Annotated in this window: 15 protein-coding genes; 10 read left to right on the top strand and 5 right to left on the bottom strand. The window is 43.7% G+C overall.

Features of this window, described 5'->3' with window-relative positions; all coding sequences use genetic code 11:
- Positions 1–110 precede the first annotated feature (110 nt).
- The 4 genes from NSQ22_RS09210 to NSQ22_RS09195 all read left to right on the top strand — a co-directional run bounded on the left by NSQ22_RS09210 (position 111) and on the right by NSQ22_RS09195 (position 4,626).
- Positions 111–986 (top strand): MoxR family ATPase, encoded by an 876-nt coding sequence (locus NSQ22_RS09210; RefSeq protein WP_029761310.1) that lies wholly within the window; start codon positions 111–113, stop codon positions 984–986.
- A 10-nt stretch (positions 987–996) separates the two neighbouring features.
- Positions 997–2,907 (top strand): hypothetical protein, encoded by a 1,911-nt coding sequence (locus NSQ22_RS09205; protein ID WP_327054372.1) that lies wholly within the window; start codon positions 997–999, stop codon positions 2,905–2,907.
- Positions 2,908–2,926: 19 nt separating this feature from the next.
- Positions 2,927–4,168, top strand: coding sequence for an oligoribonuclease (locus tag NSQ22_RS09200; RefSeq protein ID WP_327986660.1), 1,242 nt, complete (start codon positions 2,927–2,929; stop codon positions 4,166–4,168).
- A gap of 263 nt (positions 4,169–4,431) precedes the next feature.
- Positions 4,432–4,626: a hypothetical protein gene (locus NSQ22_RS09195; protein WP_029761313.1), complete on the top strand. Its 195-nt coding sequence runs from the start codon at positions 4,432–4,434 to the stop codon at positions 4,624–4,626.
- Positions 4,627–5,169: 543 nt separating this feature from the next.
- On the opposite strand, the gene NSQ22_RS09190 is transcribed toward NSQ22_RS09195, so the two are convergent.
- A complete protein-coding gene (locus NSQ22_RS09190) occupies positions 5,170–5,388 on the bottom strand; it encodes a hypothetical protein (protein ID WP_146179288.1) in 219 nt (72 codons plus the stop codon).
- A 159-nt stretch (positions 5,389–5,547) separates the two neighbouring features.
- Positions 5,548–6,528 carry an LAGLIDADG family homing endonuclease gene (locus NSQ22_RS09185; RefSeq protein WP_339264580.1) on the bottom strand — a complete coding sequence of 327 codons (981 nt, stop codon included), beginning with the start codon at positions 6,526–6,528 and terminating at the stop codon, positions 5,548–5,550.
- A gap of 330 nt (positions 6,529–6,858) precedes the next feature.
- Between NSQ22_RS09185 and NSQ22_RS09180 the strand changes: the two genes are divergently transcribed.
- Positions 6,859–7,113, top strand: a complete 255-nt coding sequence (locus tag NSQ22_RS09180) for a tyrosine-type recombinase/integrase (protein ID WP_339264578.1) — start codon at positions 6,859–6,861, stop codon at positions 7,111–7,113.
- A gap of 369 nt (positions 7,114–7,482) precedes the next feature.
- Here the strand turns inward: NSQ22_RS09180 and NSQ22_RS09175 are convergent, their stop codons facing one another.
- The 3 genes from NSQ22_RS09175 to NSQ22_RS09165 form a co-directional block, all read right to left on the bottom strand.
- The gene (locus NSQ22_RS09175) at positions 7,483–8,181 is read right to left on the bottom strand and encodes a hypothetical protein (protein WP_339264576.1); all 699 of its coding nucleotides are present in this window, start codon (positions 8,179–8,181) and stop codon (positions 7,483–7,485) included.
- A gap of 90 nt (positions 8,182–8,271) precedes the next feature.
- On the bottom strand, positions 8,272–9,675 hold the full coding sequence (locus NSQ22_RS09170; protein ID WP_339264574.1) for an alkaline phosphatase: 1,404 nt from the start codon (positions 9,673–9,675) through the stop codon (positions 8,272–8,274).
- A gap of 145 nt (positions 9,676–9,820) precedes the next feature.
- A complete protein-coding gene (locus NSQ22_RS09165) occupies positions 9,821–10,519 on the bottom strand; it encodes a YukJ family protein (RefSeq protein ID WP_339264572.1) in 699 nt (232 codons plus the stop codon).
- Positions 10,520–11,188: 669 nt separating this feature from the next.
- Between NSQ22_RS09165 and NSQ22_RS09160 the strand changes: the two genes are divergently transcribed.
- The 5 genes from NSQ22_RS09160 (at position 11,189) to NSQ22_RS09140 (ending at position 14,732) form a co-directional block, all read left to right on the top strand.
- The gene (locus tag NSQ22_RS09160; RefSeq protein WP_011229674.1) at positions 11,189–11,752 is read left to right on the top strand and encodes a DUF6431 domain-containing protein; all 564 of its coding nucleotides are present in this window, start codon (positions 11,189–11,191) and stop codon (positions 11,750–11,752) included.
- Between the two features lie 142 nt (positions 11,753–11,894).
- On the top strand, positions 11,895–13,142 hold the full coding sequence (locus NSQ22_RS09155) for an IS481 family transposase (protein WP_014195809.1): 1,248 nt from the start codon (positions 11,895–11,897) through the stop codon (positions 13,140–13,142).
- A complete protein-coding gene (locus tag NSQ22_RS09150; protein ID WP_339264571.1) occupies positions 13,135–13,935 on the top strand; it encodes an AAA family ATPase in 801 nt (266 codons plus the stop codon). Before NSQ22_RS09155 ends, NSQ22_RS09150 begins: the two co-directional genes overlap by 8 nt.
- Before the next feature lie 318 nt (positions 13,936–14,253).
- On the top strand, positions 14,254–14,517 hold the full coding sequence (locus tag NSQ22_RS09145) for a DUF6803 family protein (RefSeq protein ID WP_339264569.1): 264 nt from the start codon (positions 14,254–14,256) through the stop codon (positions 14,515–14,517).
- Complete coding sequence (locus NSQ22_RS09140) at positions 14,505–14,732, top strand: DUF6803 family protein (RefSeq protein ID WP_339264568.1); 228 nt, start codon at positions 14,505–14,507, stop codon at positions 14,730–14,732. The genes NSQ22_RS09145 and NSQ22_RS09140 overlap by 13 nt, the downstream gene beginning before the upstream one ends.
- Positions 14,733–14,945: the final 213 nt, after the last annotated feature.

Below are 14,945 nucleotides of genomic sequence, written 5' to 3'. Positions count from 1 at the left end.
TTATCCTATTTACATAATATAATTATGGTTTATTTGTTTTGTTTTGCGTCCTGACGGGCGATTTAGTAGAATGAGAGGGGAATATGGCAACAGAGAGGAAGGCACACCAAATGAGGACATGGCCCTTAGTTGTAACAAAAGAAATGGAAAAGCGAAAAGAGCAGTTCCGCCACGATCCGGATCAGGCGTTGATCGGAGCCGGCGGGTATACGGCCGAAGATGAGGCAATCATCCATGATGCGGCAGTCGCGCTTGCGCTTGGGAAAAATGTGCTCTTAAAAGGCCCAACCGGGTCGGGCAAAACGCGGCTTGCTGAAACATTGTCCGAACTGTTTGGACAGCCGATGCATAGCATCAACTGCTCCGTCGACCTAGACGCCGAAGCGCTGCTCGGGTTTAAGACGATCGTGCACCGCGGCGGTCAGGCAGTCATCGATTACGTTCCTGGCCCGGTCATTCAGGCGATGACAAAAGGTCATTTATTGTATATTGATGAAATCAACATGGCTAAACCAGAAACACTTCCGATTTTAAACAGCGTGCTTGATTACCGACGGCGGCTCACCAACCCGCTCACTGGAGAGGTTGTGCAGGCGAAGTCGACGTTTGGCGTCATTGCGGCCATCAATGAAGGCTATATCGGCACTGTGCCGCTCAATGAAGCATTAAAAAACCGTTTTGTCGTCATCGATGTGCCGTACGTGCAAGGAGCGACGTTAAAATCGGTGCTATTGGCGCAAACTACATTAACGGATGAGGCGTTGATCGACCGTTTCGTTTCTCTATCAGCAGATTTGCTGACACAAGTGAGAAACGGGCAAGTCGCTGAAGAAGCCGCCTCGGTGCGCGCGTTGCTCGATGCATGTGATTTGGCGGCGTATATGCCGCCGTTGCGCGCGATTGAACGAAGCATTGTCGATAAGCTAGACGACGAACGCGAACGCGCTGCTGTGCGCAACATTGCTGAAACATGGTTTGACGAGTAGGAGGCGGCGCATGGAACGGTTTATGATGTTCAACGACCGGCCAATTGATTCGTTTTTGGTCATGCAGCTTTCCGATCTCGCTCAAACGCTTGCCCGCGACCGTCGTTGGACGGTGGAGTTTGCCGCCCATTCCGGCGTGCATTTGGCTAAGCAGACGATATATGTGAGTCAATTTTGGGATGTGTATCCATCCTCAGAGAAAGAGCAGGCGATGAAAAGCGATGTGGTCTTGCGGATGATCGGCACACGTCGGCATACCGATATAGCTGTTGTCCGCACCTTCCGGCAAACAGCGGAGGCACAGCCGCTCTCTAAACTGTTAAAACAGTTGTTCTCCTTCGCTGAGGATCTCCGTTTGGAAACGATATGTGAGCGGGAGCGGCCAGGACTGAAACGATGGTTTCGCGCGCGCCGTCGTCTGTACCGCCAGTATTTCGCCCAGCAATGGCAGGCGAACCGGACGCGGGGAGCCTTCACTGATCAGTTTTTGGCGGCCATGTACTTGCGGCTGACCAACAATTCGCCGCTTGATGACGTCCCGCTCGCTCCGATGGCAGATGAAGCGGGACAAGCGCGCCTCGAGGCGCTATGGCCGCAGTTTTTTGACGTTTCATCGACAGCGGAAACGGCCCGTTGGACGCTGGCGATTGTAGAGCTGGTGGGAGACGTGCTATCTAATGACATGGTAAACAACTACACGTCGCTGCCGATCGTTGACGATGATGAAGATGAACGGAAGATGACGCTTCAAGATCTCAAGCGAACGGATCCGTTGGAAAATCGTGATACCTCGAATGATTCCACAAACAGTGAAGTACATCGGCAAGTGTTGTCGACCTGGCACCGGGAAACGAGCCGAACGGGCGGGAATGTTCTTCGGTTTGAGCTTGAACGCGGCACCCGCACCGGGATGCTTAGCGACGGGGCGCGGCCGGGAGAAGACGGCGATCAGGCGCTCGCCATCGTCCAAGGAACGTCGCGGCCGACGAATCGAAATGAATATGGACCCGAAGCGCAAGCCTCCTTTGACGATCATCCACCCGCCGGAAGCAGTGCCTTGTATGGTGAGGCGAACCGTCAAGCTGAGCTTGTTCTTCTTCCTTCATCGCCGCCAAGCCCGATCCATCTCCAGCAATACCGAACTAAGCAGACGGCGGTAGCCCCGTACCGGAAACGGCTTGTGCGGGTGATGGAGCAATGGCTTGAGCATCAACGCAGCGCTTGGCGCACCAACTTGCCCGCCGGGAGGCTGCGTAAGCAGTTGATACCGTTTTTCACCGATGAGCGGCCGCGTTTGTTTTACAAAAAAGGCGAGCCGGCGCGGCGGTTTGATGCAGTGTTTGGGTTATTGGTTGACTGTTCCGCTTCCATGCATGACAAAATAGAAGAGACGAAAACCGGTCTTGTTCTTTGTCATGAGGCACTGAAAACGTTGCGGGTTCCGCATGCCATTGTTGGATTTTGGGAAGATGCGAACGAGGCGACCGCCTCTCGACAACCAAACTATATGCAAATAGCTGTGTCATTTCGTCAGTCATTGGAGCCATCAAGCGGCCCGGCGATCATGCAGCTTGAGCCGCGCGAAGACAATCGCGATGGACTGGCCATTCGTTGGATGACAGAGCAGCTCCTCCGTCGCTCGGAAACGCAAAAAGTGTTGCTTGTTTTCTCCGATGGCGAGCCGGCTGCTTATGGCTATGAACAAAACGGCATCATTGATACGCATGAAGCGGTTGCCGAAGCGCGCCGCCACGGCATCGAAGTTGTCAACCTCTTTTTAGGACGTGGGGCGGATGACGAATCGACGCGGCGGACGATCGAAAACATTTACGGCCGTTTTCGCGTCTTTGTGCCGCATGTCAGTGAACTGACGGACCGGCTGATTCCGCTTTTGAAAACGTGGTTGCAAAAAAGCTTGTAACAAAAAAGGATGGGAAGCGATGATTAAATTATTTACCGACAGCGATTTAGACGGCATCGGCTGCGGACTGCTTGCGAAGCTGGCGTTTACGGAAGTCAACATTTCGTTTTGCTCCTATCGGAATCTAGATGAGCGAGTCACCCAGTTTCTGCAAAGCGAAGAAGCAGACAACGCCATGCTGTTTATCACCGACTTGGCCGTCGGCAAAGACGTCGAAGAACAGCTCGCCGAACGGGCCAAGCGCGGCGGTCACGTGCAAGTCATCGATCACCACGTGACGGCACTTCATTTCAATGACTACCCGTGGGGCTGGGTCGTACCGGCTGATGATGACGGCAAAAAAACGTCCGCGACCTCGCTCTTTTACGACTATCTCGTGCGTGAAGGGAAACTAGCACCAAGCGACTCATTAGCAACGTTCGTCGAGCTCGTCCGCCAATACGATACATGGGAATGGGAAGAAAACGGGAATCTGCAAGCAAAACGGCTTAATGATTTATTGACGATTTTAGGGCTCGACGGCTTTTGGGATACAATGAGCGAGCGACTTGCCTCCGGCGAACCGTTCACCTTGACCGAAACAGAAGAGCTGATTTTGGATATGGAAGAAAAGAAGATCCAGCGCTACATCCGACAAAAACAAAAGCAGCTCGTCCAACGCTCGCTCGGTGATTATTGCATCGGCGTTGTATTTGCTGAGCGGCATTTGTCGGAACTCGGCAACGCCTTATCGAAACGATACCCTCATCTCGACTTGATTGCCATGGTCAATATGGGAACGAAACATATCGGCTTTCGCACCATTCACGACGACGTCAATGTTGCTGAGTTCGCTAAACAGTTTGGCGGCGGCGGCCATCCGAAAGCGTCCGGCTGTTTTGTTGATGACACGACGTTCCCACTCTTTGTCGTCGAGACGTTCCCGCTATTGCCGGTTTACGGCGATGCGGAACAAAATCAGCTGAACCAACGGGACGAAGCCGAAGGAACGTTTTGGACGAATCATCATGGCCAATGGTGGCTGAGCCGACGGACGGAACAAGGATGGACCTTGTATGCCGATGGGGGAGAGACTCGCACATTCCCTGAAGAAACGATAGGTGAACGCTGGTTGAAGCGGCAGTTTGCTGCAGGGCTCGCCCACGATGCCACTGTGCTAGAATTTTTAAGCGCACGGCTCGGGCGGGACAAAGATACCATTCAAGCCGACTACCCAGCAGCCGTCAAGCAATATAAGCAACAAACCGGCATCGAGCGTTGATGCCGGTTTTTATATGCTTGAAAAAGGGCACCCTCGCCCTGTTTAGAAGATTGGATGAAAAGCAGCTATTTCTCCAAAATTGTCTGTTCTTGCATGTGGAAGAGGCTTTGGCTTTATAAGGGGGGCAAGAACCTAGCTGTAGATTGCATTGCTTACTAGATCATCGGTTTTTTTGTTAAAGAAAATGTTAACGTAATTGTAACAGTTTTTGTGTTTAGGAAAAACAGTCTTTGATATAATAAGTACATAGGGAGGTGAAGAAGATGAAACAGTATGTCTTTTCCTTTCACACAGAGCAAGAAAAGGCGTCTGCATGGGAAGAAGCCATCTTAGCGTCCGGAATGATGGAAGCCTTTTCAAAAGCCCAACGGCTTCTTATGAAATATAAACAGGAAAAAGGCGTGCCGATTCGCATTCGATATAAAGGTGTCCGCTATCGTTATACTGATATTGCGTAACGTTGAGAGTCAAAATAAAGAAAGGATGGAAACATGCTTTCCTTGCGACAATCGACACGCAACGGGTAACGTGCAGTGTTTCTTGAGTCATTCGAGAACACTGCACGTTTTTATTGTACTCGTATGCACAAAGCAGCATGATAGTCGCATTCTTGTCGATTCCAAAACAAGATCGTGGCGATTGTGTTCGTCCTGCTGAACCGGCTATCCTCGCAAACACATCTCATCATCTTTCGGGCAATGAGTGACGACGATATGCGAACCATTTATCAGGGACCAGACGAAACAGAAACACGAGCTGAAGCGAAAGCGGAGGACGTCGTTGTACGCAATCGTCGTATCCAGATGCCACTCTTTGGCAAGCGGCAAGTGGCGCATACGGAAATATGCTCAGGGCACAACCCGCATCGATACCATGCTCGCAAAGCGCACACGCTGTCTAAGCGCCCCTTATCTCATCCCGTTGTACCGCAAAATAGGGGGAGGGATGAACTTTACTCCGGCTGATTATCCTGCATAATCAAGCAATATGACTGATCTGTTTTAAACTGGCATCGCTTTCAACTCAGCAAGGGGATATATCGAAATAAACACGCCAACGGTCAAACGATCCGGAAGATGCGGCGGATAAAATAAAATCGTTCTGGTACCAATCATAAGCGACACAAAAGCTGAATCGACGACTCTTAATTTTCCGGCCCAACACTTCTTGTCCAACAAATACGGACAAGTTCTCATCGTCATCCCAGATTTGTTTGCCATCACGCACATGCACAAAGATAATTGGTTTATATCAGAGGACCATTTTTTGTTTCTGTCTCACTATCATGAGATTACTTATTATTGAGACAGTCACCCCAATAACTTCTCATAATTTATATTATGTCAACCGAAATTTAAAAAATATAAAGCAGTTATTAGTTACTTAACTTCCCTTTCTTTAATTTTATAAAATTCTTCGCTAAATGATTTGTCACGCTTCAACCATGTATAATACGTTCCTAATGTAATTCCAACTGTTTCACATGCTTGATGAACGCAATAACTTTTTCGATATTCATCGATAAAAGCTTTTTTTCTTGCTGCAACAGCTTGTTTTGTCTTTTTAAATTTCGCATTTTGCAATGTTTCTGCATCCATATTTTTATCTGGGAACGCTTCAAATTTGCGTTTTAAATATAATCCTTTATCGTGATAAATCCAGTCATAAAATTCCTTAATCGTTTTTCTGCCGCTCATATATAAACGAATATGTTTTTCGTTTTTGGTTAAGTACACGTCAAATCCTCGCGCTTTTAAATGATGTTCTAATACCGTCATGAAATCGAGAGAACCGCCAACAAAACTGACTAAATAGCCACGAGAATAAATATTTCCATCACCGTCAAAATAGCCTCTTATAAAATGATTTAAATACACTTCTGGAACATACGGAAATTTTATATCCAGTGATTTATTTGGTGTGATACCATGTATCTCCATTAAATCGTTTTTCATAACTTTGCTATTGAGATATAACATATAAACGCCGGTTTGCTTATTTTGATAAAGTGGTTGATTAGACCCTAATTCGTCTCTGATTTGTTCTAAAATATATTTTTCTTTTTGAGCGAATCCGATCGTTTGAAAATCATTGGAGATAAAACCGTCCGCTATAAAAAAACCTAAGATATAAGCCATATTTTTAGACCAAGTCTTGAAATAATCTTCATTATTTAACTTATACTTACGCTTCCAACTACCAAACGGCCTTTTTTCAATATTATGATCAGACAAAATCATTCTTATATATCTCGGAGACACATTAGAAAGCTTTGCAATTTCAGTAGTACTAGTACCTTCAAGATAAAGTTTTATAATTTCGTCTATTTCCAACGTTCGTTTTATATTTTTTCTTGTCATCTTTAAAACCCCTTCCATATTTATTTAAAATATATTATAAGAACAAACGTTCTTATTGTCTATATAAATTAAAATATTCGTAATAATCCCTTCCCCACTTTAATTAATGAATGGAAATAAATCACAAAACAAAAAAGAGACAGTAAAGTGTAAGTACTGTCTCATCACGCCGCTTTATTCCTTATGCTCCAGGCTGCTTTTCACAATTACTGATAAATTGAGTGGAGGCATCGTCCTGTATGAAACAAGAGCAGATTCCGCAATCCTTCTTTCATAATCCTTAATTTCAACAAAAACAATTGATTTATCTAACAACACGATACGTAATATATGGGAGAGGAAAAAAAGAGCGCTTACTCCTCCCTTCATCCCATGGTTGTCCCTTTAACGAAAAGCTATATGGAAAGTTTAGAGGAATATCAGCTCCACCCTTCCCGACCGGTATTTTTAAATAAAAACGGCAAAAAACTGAATCCGTGTGGTTTACATAAGATATTTAAGGAAATCTCACAGAAAGCAGGTCTGTCACCTCAACGCTTCTCACTCCATCATTTGCGGCATACGTTTGCTACCTTGTTGATATAATTATAACAGGTTTAGTTGATTCTCCGAGTAAAGAAGAATGAAATGAGGGAAGCTCTAATTATTTCAGAACTTCCCTTGTTCCAGAATTACAACAACTATATAGAACTGATTTAACATAGAAATTAGTAAAAACAGGATGGAATGTTGTTTAATTATCGAGAATTATCGAGCAAGTTTATCTGGCAACCTACGTGTTTGCCAGAAGATAAAAATTATCTCTAGGACAAATTGTCCTAGAGATTGATGTACTGTTGTTTTTTTGAAGTTGGTTCTATCTTCTTCGGTATTAAAACTAACAATATCACAACCATATCCTTCTATACCATACGTAGCACATCATATCGTTGTAGCTGGTAGAGCAGAATCCATTTAAAATTCCAATCTTATTTCTTTTGCTTTACTGATGATTTTCTTGTTTGGGTCAACAACGTCGCTCGTAATCATTTTCACCCATTGTACATCTTCCCCGTTCGGCTCTTTGAGAATAAACCCTAGATTACCTTGTTTCTTGCCGTTTCCTTCAATTTCCCCATGTAAGTTTTCAAGATAAATATCTTTTTCCCAATCAAATTTCTCCCCTGTGCTTGATTCAAATAAAGCTATCGGCGCGAAATTTACTTTCTGTGAAGATGTATTTTTAATCTCTACGAATACTTTGATAAAGTCGAACTGTTCCTCATGTGTTAAGGCATGAAAATAATCAATAAGGCTGTAATCAGGAACTAAATGGATCACTTTCACGTCTTTGACTGTAAGTTGAATTGGCCCAACATTGTATGTCTTGTTTACGATTTTCATTTTCTTTAAAGTAGCTTCTCCCTTTTCATCTATATAATAATCACCTGGTTTTTGTAAATTCCGATCATCGGTTACCTGCGGATTTGAAATATATTCGTTTGTCTTTTTTGTCAGCTTATCTTGCTTTGTATCTTTGGTAGACTTATCAATTAGTTCGTTTTTTGTTTGCTGTTGAGTACCTGAATTAGAAGCCTTGTTTTCGTTATCTATATGTTGGCCACATCCGACAAGCAAAGTTATCAGACTTGTAAGCAAAAATAGTTTTTTCATCATTTGAACCTCCATATGCATATCAAAAAAGTTCCCGTTGCTTGAGCGAGCAACGGGATGTGTGTTCTTTTTCAATGCTTTTTTTGATCACTACTTATCTTCAATGACAATTTTTTGTTTTCCTTTTCCTAAAATATCAAAGATGATTTTGGCATGATCCGTGTTCTCTATTTGCCCAACGAAACGTTCACTTCCCGGACCGTATGCATAAACAGGAACGTCTTCCCCGGTATGGGCGCTTGTTGTCCAGCCAGTATGTGAACGTTTGTCAAAAATATGTTCGATCGCATCATCCACTCTTTTTACACCTTTATCCTTGTCCGCTTTCCCTTGTTCAGCGGCATCTTTCACAGATTGTATTTCTTCAGCCGTCAATTCCAAATCGATATACTTTTTCAACGTCTCTTCAACATCGGCGCCATTGGCAATCTCTTGGGCCATAAAGTCAGGCGTGCGTTTTGCCGCTTTAATTGGTGCACCGAACCAATTATAAATGCCGTCTGCTCCAATGGAGTAACCACCGGTAGAGTGGTCAGCTGTAGCGATAACAAGCGTATGCTTGTCCTTTTTTGCAAACTCTATAGCCGCTTTAAATGCTTTTTCAAAATCCTCCATTTCACTCATTGCAGAAACAATATCATTGTCGTGTCCCGCCCAGTCAATCTGGCTTCCTTCCACCATCAAGAAGAAACCATCTTTATCTTTGCTTAAACGCTTAATCGCAGATTTTGTCATTTCTTCAAGGGAAGGAATGTCTTCAGTTCGGTCGATCATTTTCGGAAGTCCTCTTGGCGCAAACAAACCAAGAACTTGTTCGTTTTGATCTTTTAATAATTCGTTGCGATTCGTCACATAGCTGTATCCGTCTTTTTTGAATTCTTCTACAAGGTTACGATCCTCACGGATAAATAGATCAGTTCCTCCACCCAGCAAAACATCGACTTTATGCTCGCCATTGATTAATTCATCATAGTAATCATTGGCAATAGCGTTCATATTTTTACGGTGTTCATCATGAGCACCGAATGATGCAGGAGTTGCGTGTGTAATTTCAGAAGTGGCTACAAGACCAGTTGCTTTACCTGCTGCTTTTGCAGCTTCGAGTACGGTTTTTACTTCTGAACCATCATTATCCACAGCAATGGCTGCATTATATGTTTTAATTCCAGCTGCCATCGCTGTCGCAGCAGAAGCAGAATCAGTTATATTTTCTGCAGGGTCTTCAGGATAAGTCATCTGTTGACCGACAAGATATTTGTCAAACTCCGTTCGCTCAACGAATTTTGTGTTTGGGTTGTCTTTTAAATAACGATATGCGGAAGTATAAGATACACCCATTCCGTCACCAATCATAAAAATGATATTTTTTACTTTTCCATGGTCATGATCTTTCTTTTCTTTTGCATCTGTTTCTGTGACGCTTCCTATTCCTAATAAACTTCCTAAAGCAATGGTAGAAACAACTGCCAAGGGTAAGATTTTTTTTCTGAACAATTTTAAACCCTCCTCAAAAATTTTCAAGAACAATTGTATTGGGGAAATGTTAAGTCTTGTTTAATCGAGTTTAATAATTGTGTAAAAGAAAGAATAATAGGAATTTTGAATTAAATATTTCCCAATAGAAAAAATTTTTTTAATTTTATAAAGACATTATTTTATTAACATTTTTATAGTTACATTCTTCTACTGTTTTGATTGCATTCCCATTTTCATCTGTACACCAGGATTGAGATTGGAAAGCTAGAAAAATGGCTACCCATCTTTTCTCTTGTTCAAAATGTATTAGAATTCCCCCATCTTGCCATATCCCGTTATCTTTTTTCCATCTTCCAACATTTCCTTGATTCATATGAATATCATGTATACCATTACCAGGTAAAAAACCAAAATACTTATCAGGCTTATTTTGCTCTGGTCCCCATCTCTCTCCAAAAGCATATACTATTGCTTTCTTATCAATAGCTTGCTTAATATAATGTTCAATCTTTTCGTTCAAATCGTTATCTGGACCTTCTACGTCAGCTGGTAGGGGAATCATTTTTCTAGGATCAAACAAACTTCCTCTGATATAATCAAGTCCAATATCCGGATTATTATTTTTTATAGGAGTAAAACCAAACTCTAAGTCAGGTAACTTTGTAATGTCTTCCGAATGGAAATCCTCACCAACAAAATATAATACTTCTGAAGGATAAGATTGAGATTTAATATTAATGGCTATTCGATACTTAATACCTTCTTCATCCTTGATAAGAACTTGATAATGAGGATTTTGTCCTCTTCCCATCATAGAGTCGACTGGTTTCCCCTTTAAAACTCCATAATTTTTTAAAGGCAAAATTCCATCATCTCCTGTTCATTTATAATTATTTCTAAATGTATCGTACAGAACCCCTTTTTGATATCTCGAATACCTTCTGGGGTTAAATGGGCACAATTTTCCAAACAAGTTTCCCCTAACTTATACGTTTTATTCTGCTTTTTATGAGTTACAATGTACTGATACTGAAGGGGCAATACCACATTTGCAACGAAACAGCCGCTTTCCGTATCCCCCATCCACATATCTTCCAATTGTTTTGTTTGGTGTCCATATCTTCTGCTACTGTAATTCCTTTTTTTAATGCTAAAACTTCTAACCACTTGCTTTTTTTGCTCCGGCTTTGTAAAAGTATCCTAAATTGGCGCTGCTTTCGTGTTAGTAATTGATATATCTCTTCGAAACAATGTAACTCCAATTTTCATTAATAATCAAAATTCGCCATTCACATTATAAAAACCTTCAACAAATTCCAAAAAACAGAAAAAGCCTTCATTCACCAAAAGAACGTAAGAACCATTTTTTCTTTGCTGAATGTAAATTATCACTTTATTTCCGCACAAAAAAGACTCTTTTTTGCACATTCCTTCGGAATATCCCTCTCCCCCTTTCCGAAAGAATGTGCTAAATTTTTTGTGAATTATTTCGGAATGGGACATGGGTGATTTCCAGAGGGGGGACGAGGACGTGATTCGGTTTCATGACTTTCAGGTCGATGTCCAGACATATGCCCAGCGGGGAAAACAAAACGACTTTCCCCTTCTTAAGCGGTGCCCTCATTGCCAGGCAAAACGACCTCTTTATCGCCATGGGTACTACGAACGAAATGCCGTGACGTCGCATCAGTCTTATCGCATTTGGATCGCTCGGTATCGCTGCCCGGAGTGCAGGAGGACGGTGGCCGTGTTGCCTTCATTTCTTCTCCCCTATTTTCAGTATACGTTGCCCACCATATGGAGAGTGGTGAAAGAACGGTTGGGCCTGACTCCGAAACGGGGGATGGAGGAGGCTCCACTCCTTCCTACGGATGAAGGGGTTTTATTTTATGTCCGACGTTTATTCCGAAATTTGAACCACCTTCATTGGTTTTTTGCGGAGCGCTGGAGAAAAATTGGTCCTGCCATCGCCCAAGCGAGAGAACGAGCCCTATGGTGGATCCAGACGATGGAGGAGATCGGCCTCTTTTTCGTCATCCAAGAGATATGGGAGCACCGATCGACGCATCTTTTTGCACGTACATTCAGTTCCTGATTTTACTTATATCCCCTTATATGGAATCATTTATAGATTCCACAAACCTTTCCTCTCGACGGTCGGGGGAATGATCCGATAGGATAGAGACAGGATGGACCGATAAGGTCCTAGAATGGGATGAACGAAGGAGGAGATCGAAATGAATGAGTCGATGAGACAGGAGATCGCTTTATTTCGGTATGGATTGATCGCTCCATTGGTGAATGGACAAGTCGATCCAAAAACGTACTTGAAGGAAGTAGCGGAACGGATCCATCAAGTTCCCCACCATGGAGAGAAACGCATCGCCGCCAAAACGATCCTCGACTGGTGCACGCAGTACAAAAAAGGGGGCTTTGAGGCGCTGAAGCCGAAACGACGGTCGGACCGTGGCCATTCCCGGAGGCTGTCACCTGAAGAAGAGGATCACATTTTAGCCCTGAGAAAAAAACACCCCCACATGCCCGTGACGGTGTTTTACCAACACCTTATCGAGCAGGGGGAAATCCAATCCATCTCTTATTTCACTATATACCGACTTTTAAAAAAATACAACCTCGTGGGGAAAGAAATTTTACCGATTCCTGAACGAAAACGATTCGCGTACGATCAGGTCAATGAGCTCTGGCAAGGTGATTTGTCCCATGGCCCGTTGATTCGCGTGAATGGCAAAACGCAAAAAACGTTTTTGATTGCCTATATCGATGACTGCTCTCGGGTCGTGCCGTACGCTCAGTTTTTCTCTTCCGAGAAATTTGACGGGTTGCGGATCGTAACCAAGGAAGCGCTGCTTCGATACGGAAAGCCGAAGCGAATTTACTCGGATAACGGCAAGATTTATCGGGCGGAACCCTTGCAGTACGCCTGCGCGGAGTTAGGGATCACCTTGATCCATACCCAGCCGTACGATCCGCAAAGCAAAGGGAAAATCGAACGATTTTTCCGCACCGTACAGACGCGGTTTTACCCGTTGCTCGAAATGAATTCACCGAAGTCGCTCGAAGAGCTAAACGAGCGATTTTGGAAGTGGTTGGAGGAAGATTACCATCGAAAACCGCATGCCTCGTTGAACGGGAAGACGCCACATGAAGTGTTTCAATCGCAAGTCCATTTGGTGTCGTTCGTCGAGGATTCGGATTGGCTCGACTCGATCTTTTTGAAACGCGAATACCGTAAAGTGAAGGCCGATGGTACGGTCACGTTGAACAAGCAGCTGTATGAAGTTCCGCCCCGGTTCATCGGACAATCGATCGAACTCCGTTATGATGAACAAGGCGTGTATGTGTACGAAGACGGTCAACGGGTCGCCGAAGCGGTCCTTGTTCGCTTCGAGGACAATGCCTATGTGAAACGCCATCGGTCACCGTTTGCGACGGTTCCGGTAGAGGGAGGCGAAAACGATGTATAAAACGTTTTATTCCCTTTCCCGAGAGCCGTTTTCGAAGGAGACGAATTCACCAGAGGCTTATCAAGGGGCCTCGTATCAAGAGGCCCTCGCCGCTTTGGACTACATGAAACGAACAAGAGGGATCGGGCTATTGATTGGTGAACCAGGGGCCGGCAAGACATTCGCCCTTCGGGCGTTTAAGGAATCCCTGAATCCGTCACTGTATCACGTCGTTTATTTTCCATTGTCAACGGGAAGCGTGATGGACTTTTATCGCGGCCTTGCCTTCGGGCTCGGGGAAGAGCCGAAATACCGCAAGGTCGACTTGTTTTATCAAATCCAACAAGGGATCGAGCGCTTGTATCATGAACAACGGGTAACGTCAGTGTTCATCCTCGATGAAATGCATTTAGCGAAGGATGCCTTTCTGCAGGATATCGCGATCCTGTTCAACTTTCACATGGACTCAACGAATCCGTTTGTCTTGATTTTGGCGGGGCTGCCCCATTTACAGGCAAAACTACGGTTGAATCAACACCGTCCGCTTCACCAACGAATCATCATGCGATACCAGATGGGGCCTCTTGATAAGGAAGAAGTGGTAGGATATATCGAACACCGCCTGAAACAGGCGGGGGCGAAACACCCGATTTTTACCCCAGCTGCCTTAGAAGCGATTGCCCTGCAGTCGCAGGGGTGGCCGCGGATCATCAACAACCTCGCCACCATTTGCCTGTTATACGGCGCTCAATTAAAAAAACATATGATTGACGAAGACATTGTGCGTATGGCAGCCGAAGAAATGGGGTACTGACACAGCAGGGGCTGATCGGCCCCTGTTATGTTTCATCCCGATCCATCCTCATTCTAGTTAATCATCCGAAATAATGTGCAAACGTTCGGAAATAATCTGCAAAACCTGGAATAATTCGCAAAGATTTTGCACATTATTTCCGAATCCGTCCGAAATAATTTGAAAAAGGGATTCTGAAATAATGTGCTAATTTACAGCTGAACACACCGATAGATTCAGTGAATCTTGTCACAAATTATTCTTAAATTTTCCAAAGAAAATGCACAAATTGTGATTAAGGTTAATAGATGTGGATGTATAAATGCAGGAGGTGATTAGATGAATATGACGCATTACATGGAACTGTTAGCGGTGAATCAACCTTGGAATTTGATTTTATTTATGGCTATTCCTGTTGCTCTTGCCGAGACCATTGCGATAACGGAGCTGGCAATTCTTTTTACTCGCCGTTTCGATGGAATGATCCGTAAAATCAACAAATTATGCAGCATCATTGTTGGTGTCTACTTTTTAGGAATTTTTATTTACTTATTGGTGAGTGCCGTCATTCCATTTACATTGAATGGGGAATGGCGCGGATGATTGCGGTAGGATTTTATTTAATGGGCGTCATTCCGTTATTGGGATTAAGTCTAATCGATTTAGGCATAATCGGGCGTAGATGGAGCGAGGAACAAAAGTTTAAATATCATTCCACTTTCGTTGGTATATTTCTAGTAGTAGCTCATATTGCCATGATTTTTGGAATGCTCGACCCATCGATCGGCAGCGACCATTCTCATCATATGCATATGTAAAAATAAAGGAGGGTGTCCAAAAAGTGATTGCTTTTGGGATACCCTCCTCACATTTCTAATTCAACTTATTGCAGAAACGATTCCCGATCGTGTAAGAAATAAAACATCAATTAATCAAGGCACATTTTATTTAATTGGCTTCTTATTTCTTAGAAAAGCCTGTGATTGTAAAACAAGTAATAAATGATGTTAGTCTAAAAAGTGGACACGGAG

The organism is Geobacillus sp. FSL K6-3411 (genome assembly GCF_037965715.1).
GTDB lineage: Bacteria > Bacillota > Bacilli > Bacillales > Anoxybacillaceae > Geobacillus > Geobacillus thermodenitrificans.
The sequence above is the reverse complement of the archived record's forward strand: the minus strand, read 5'-3'. Positions and strand labels throughout refer to the sequence as shown.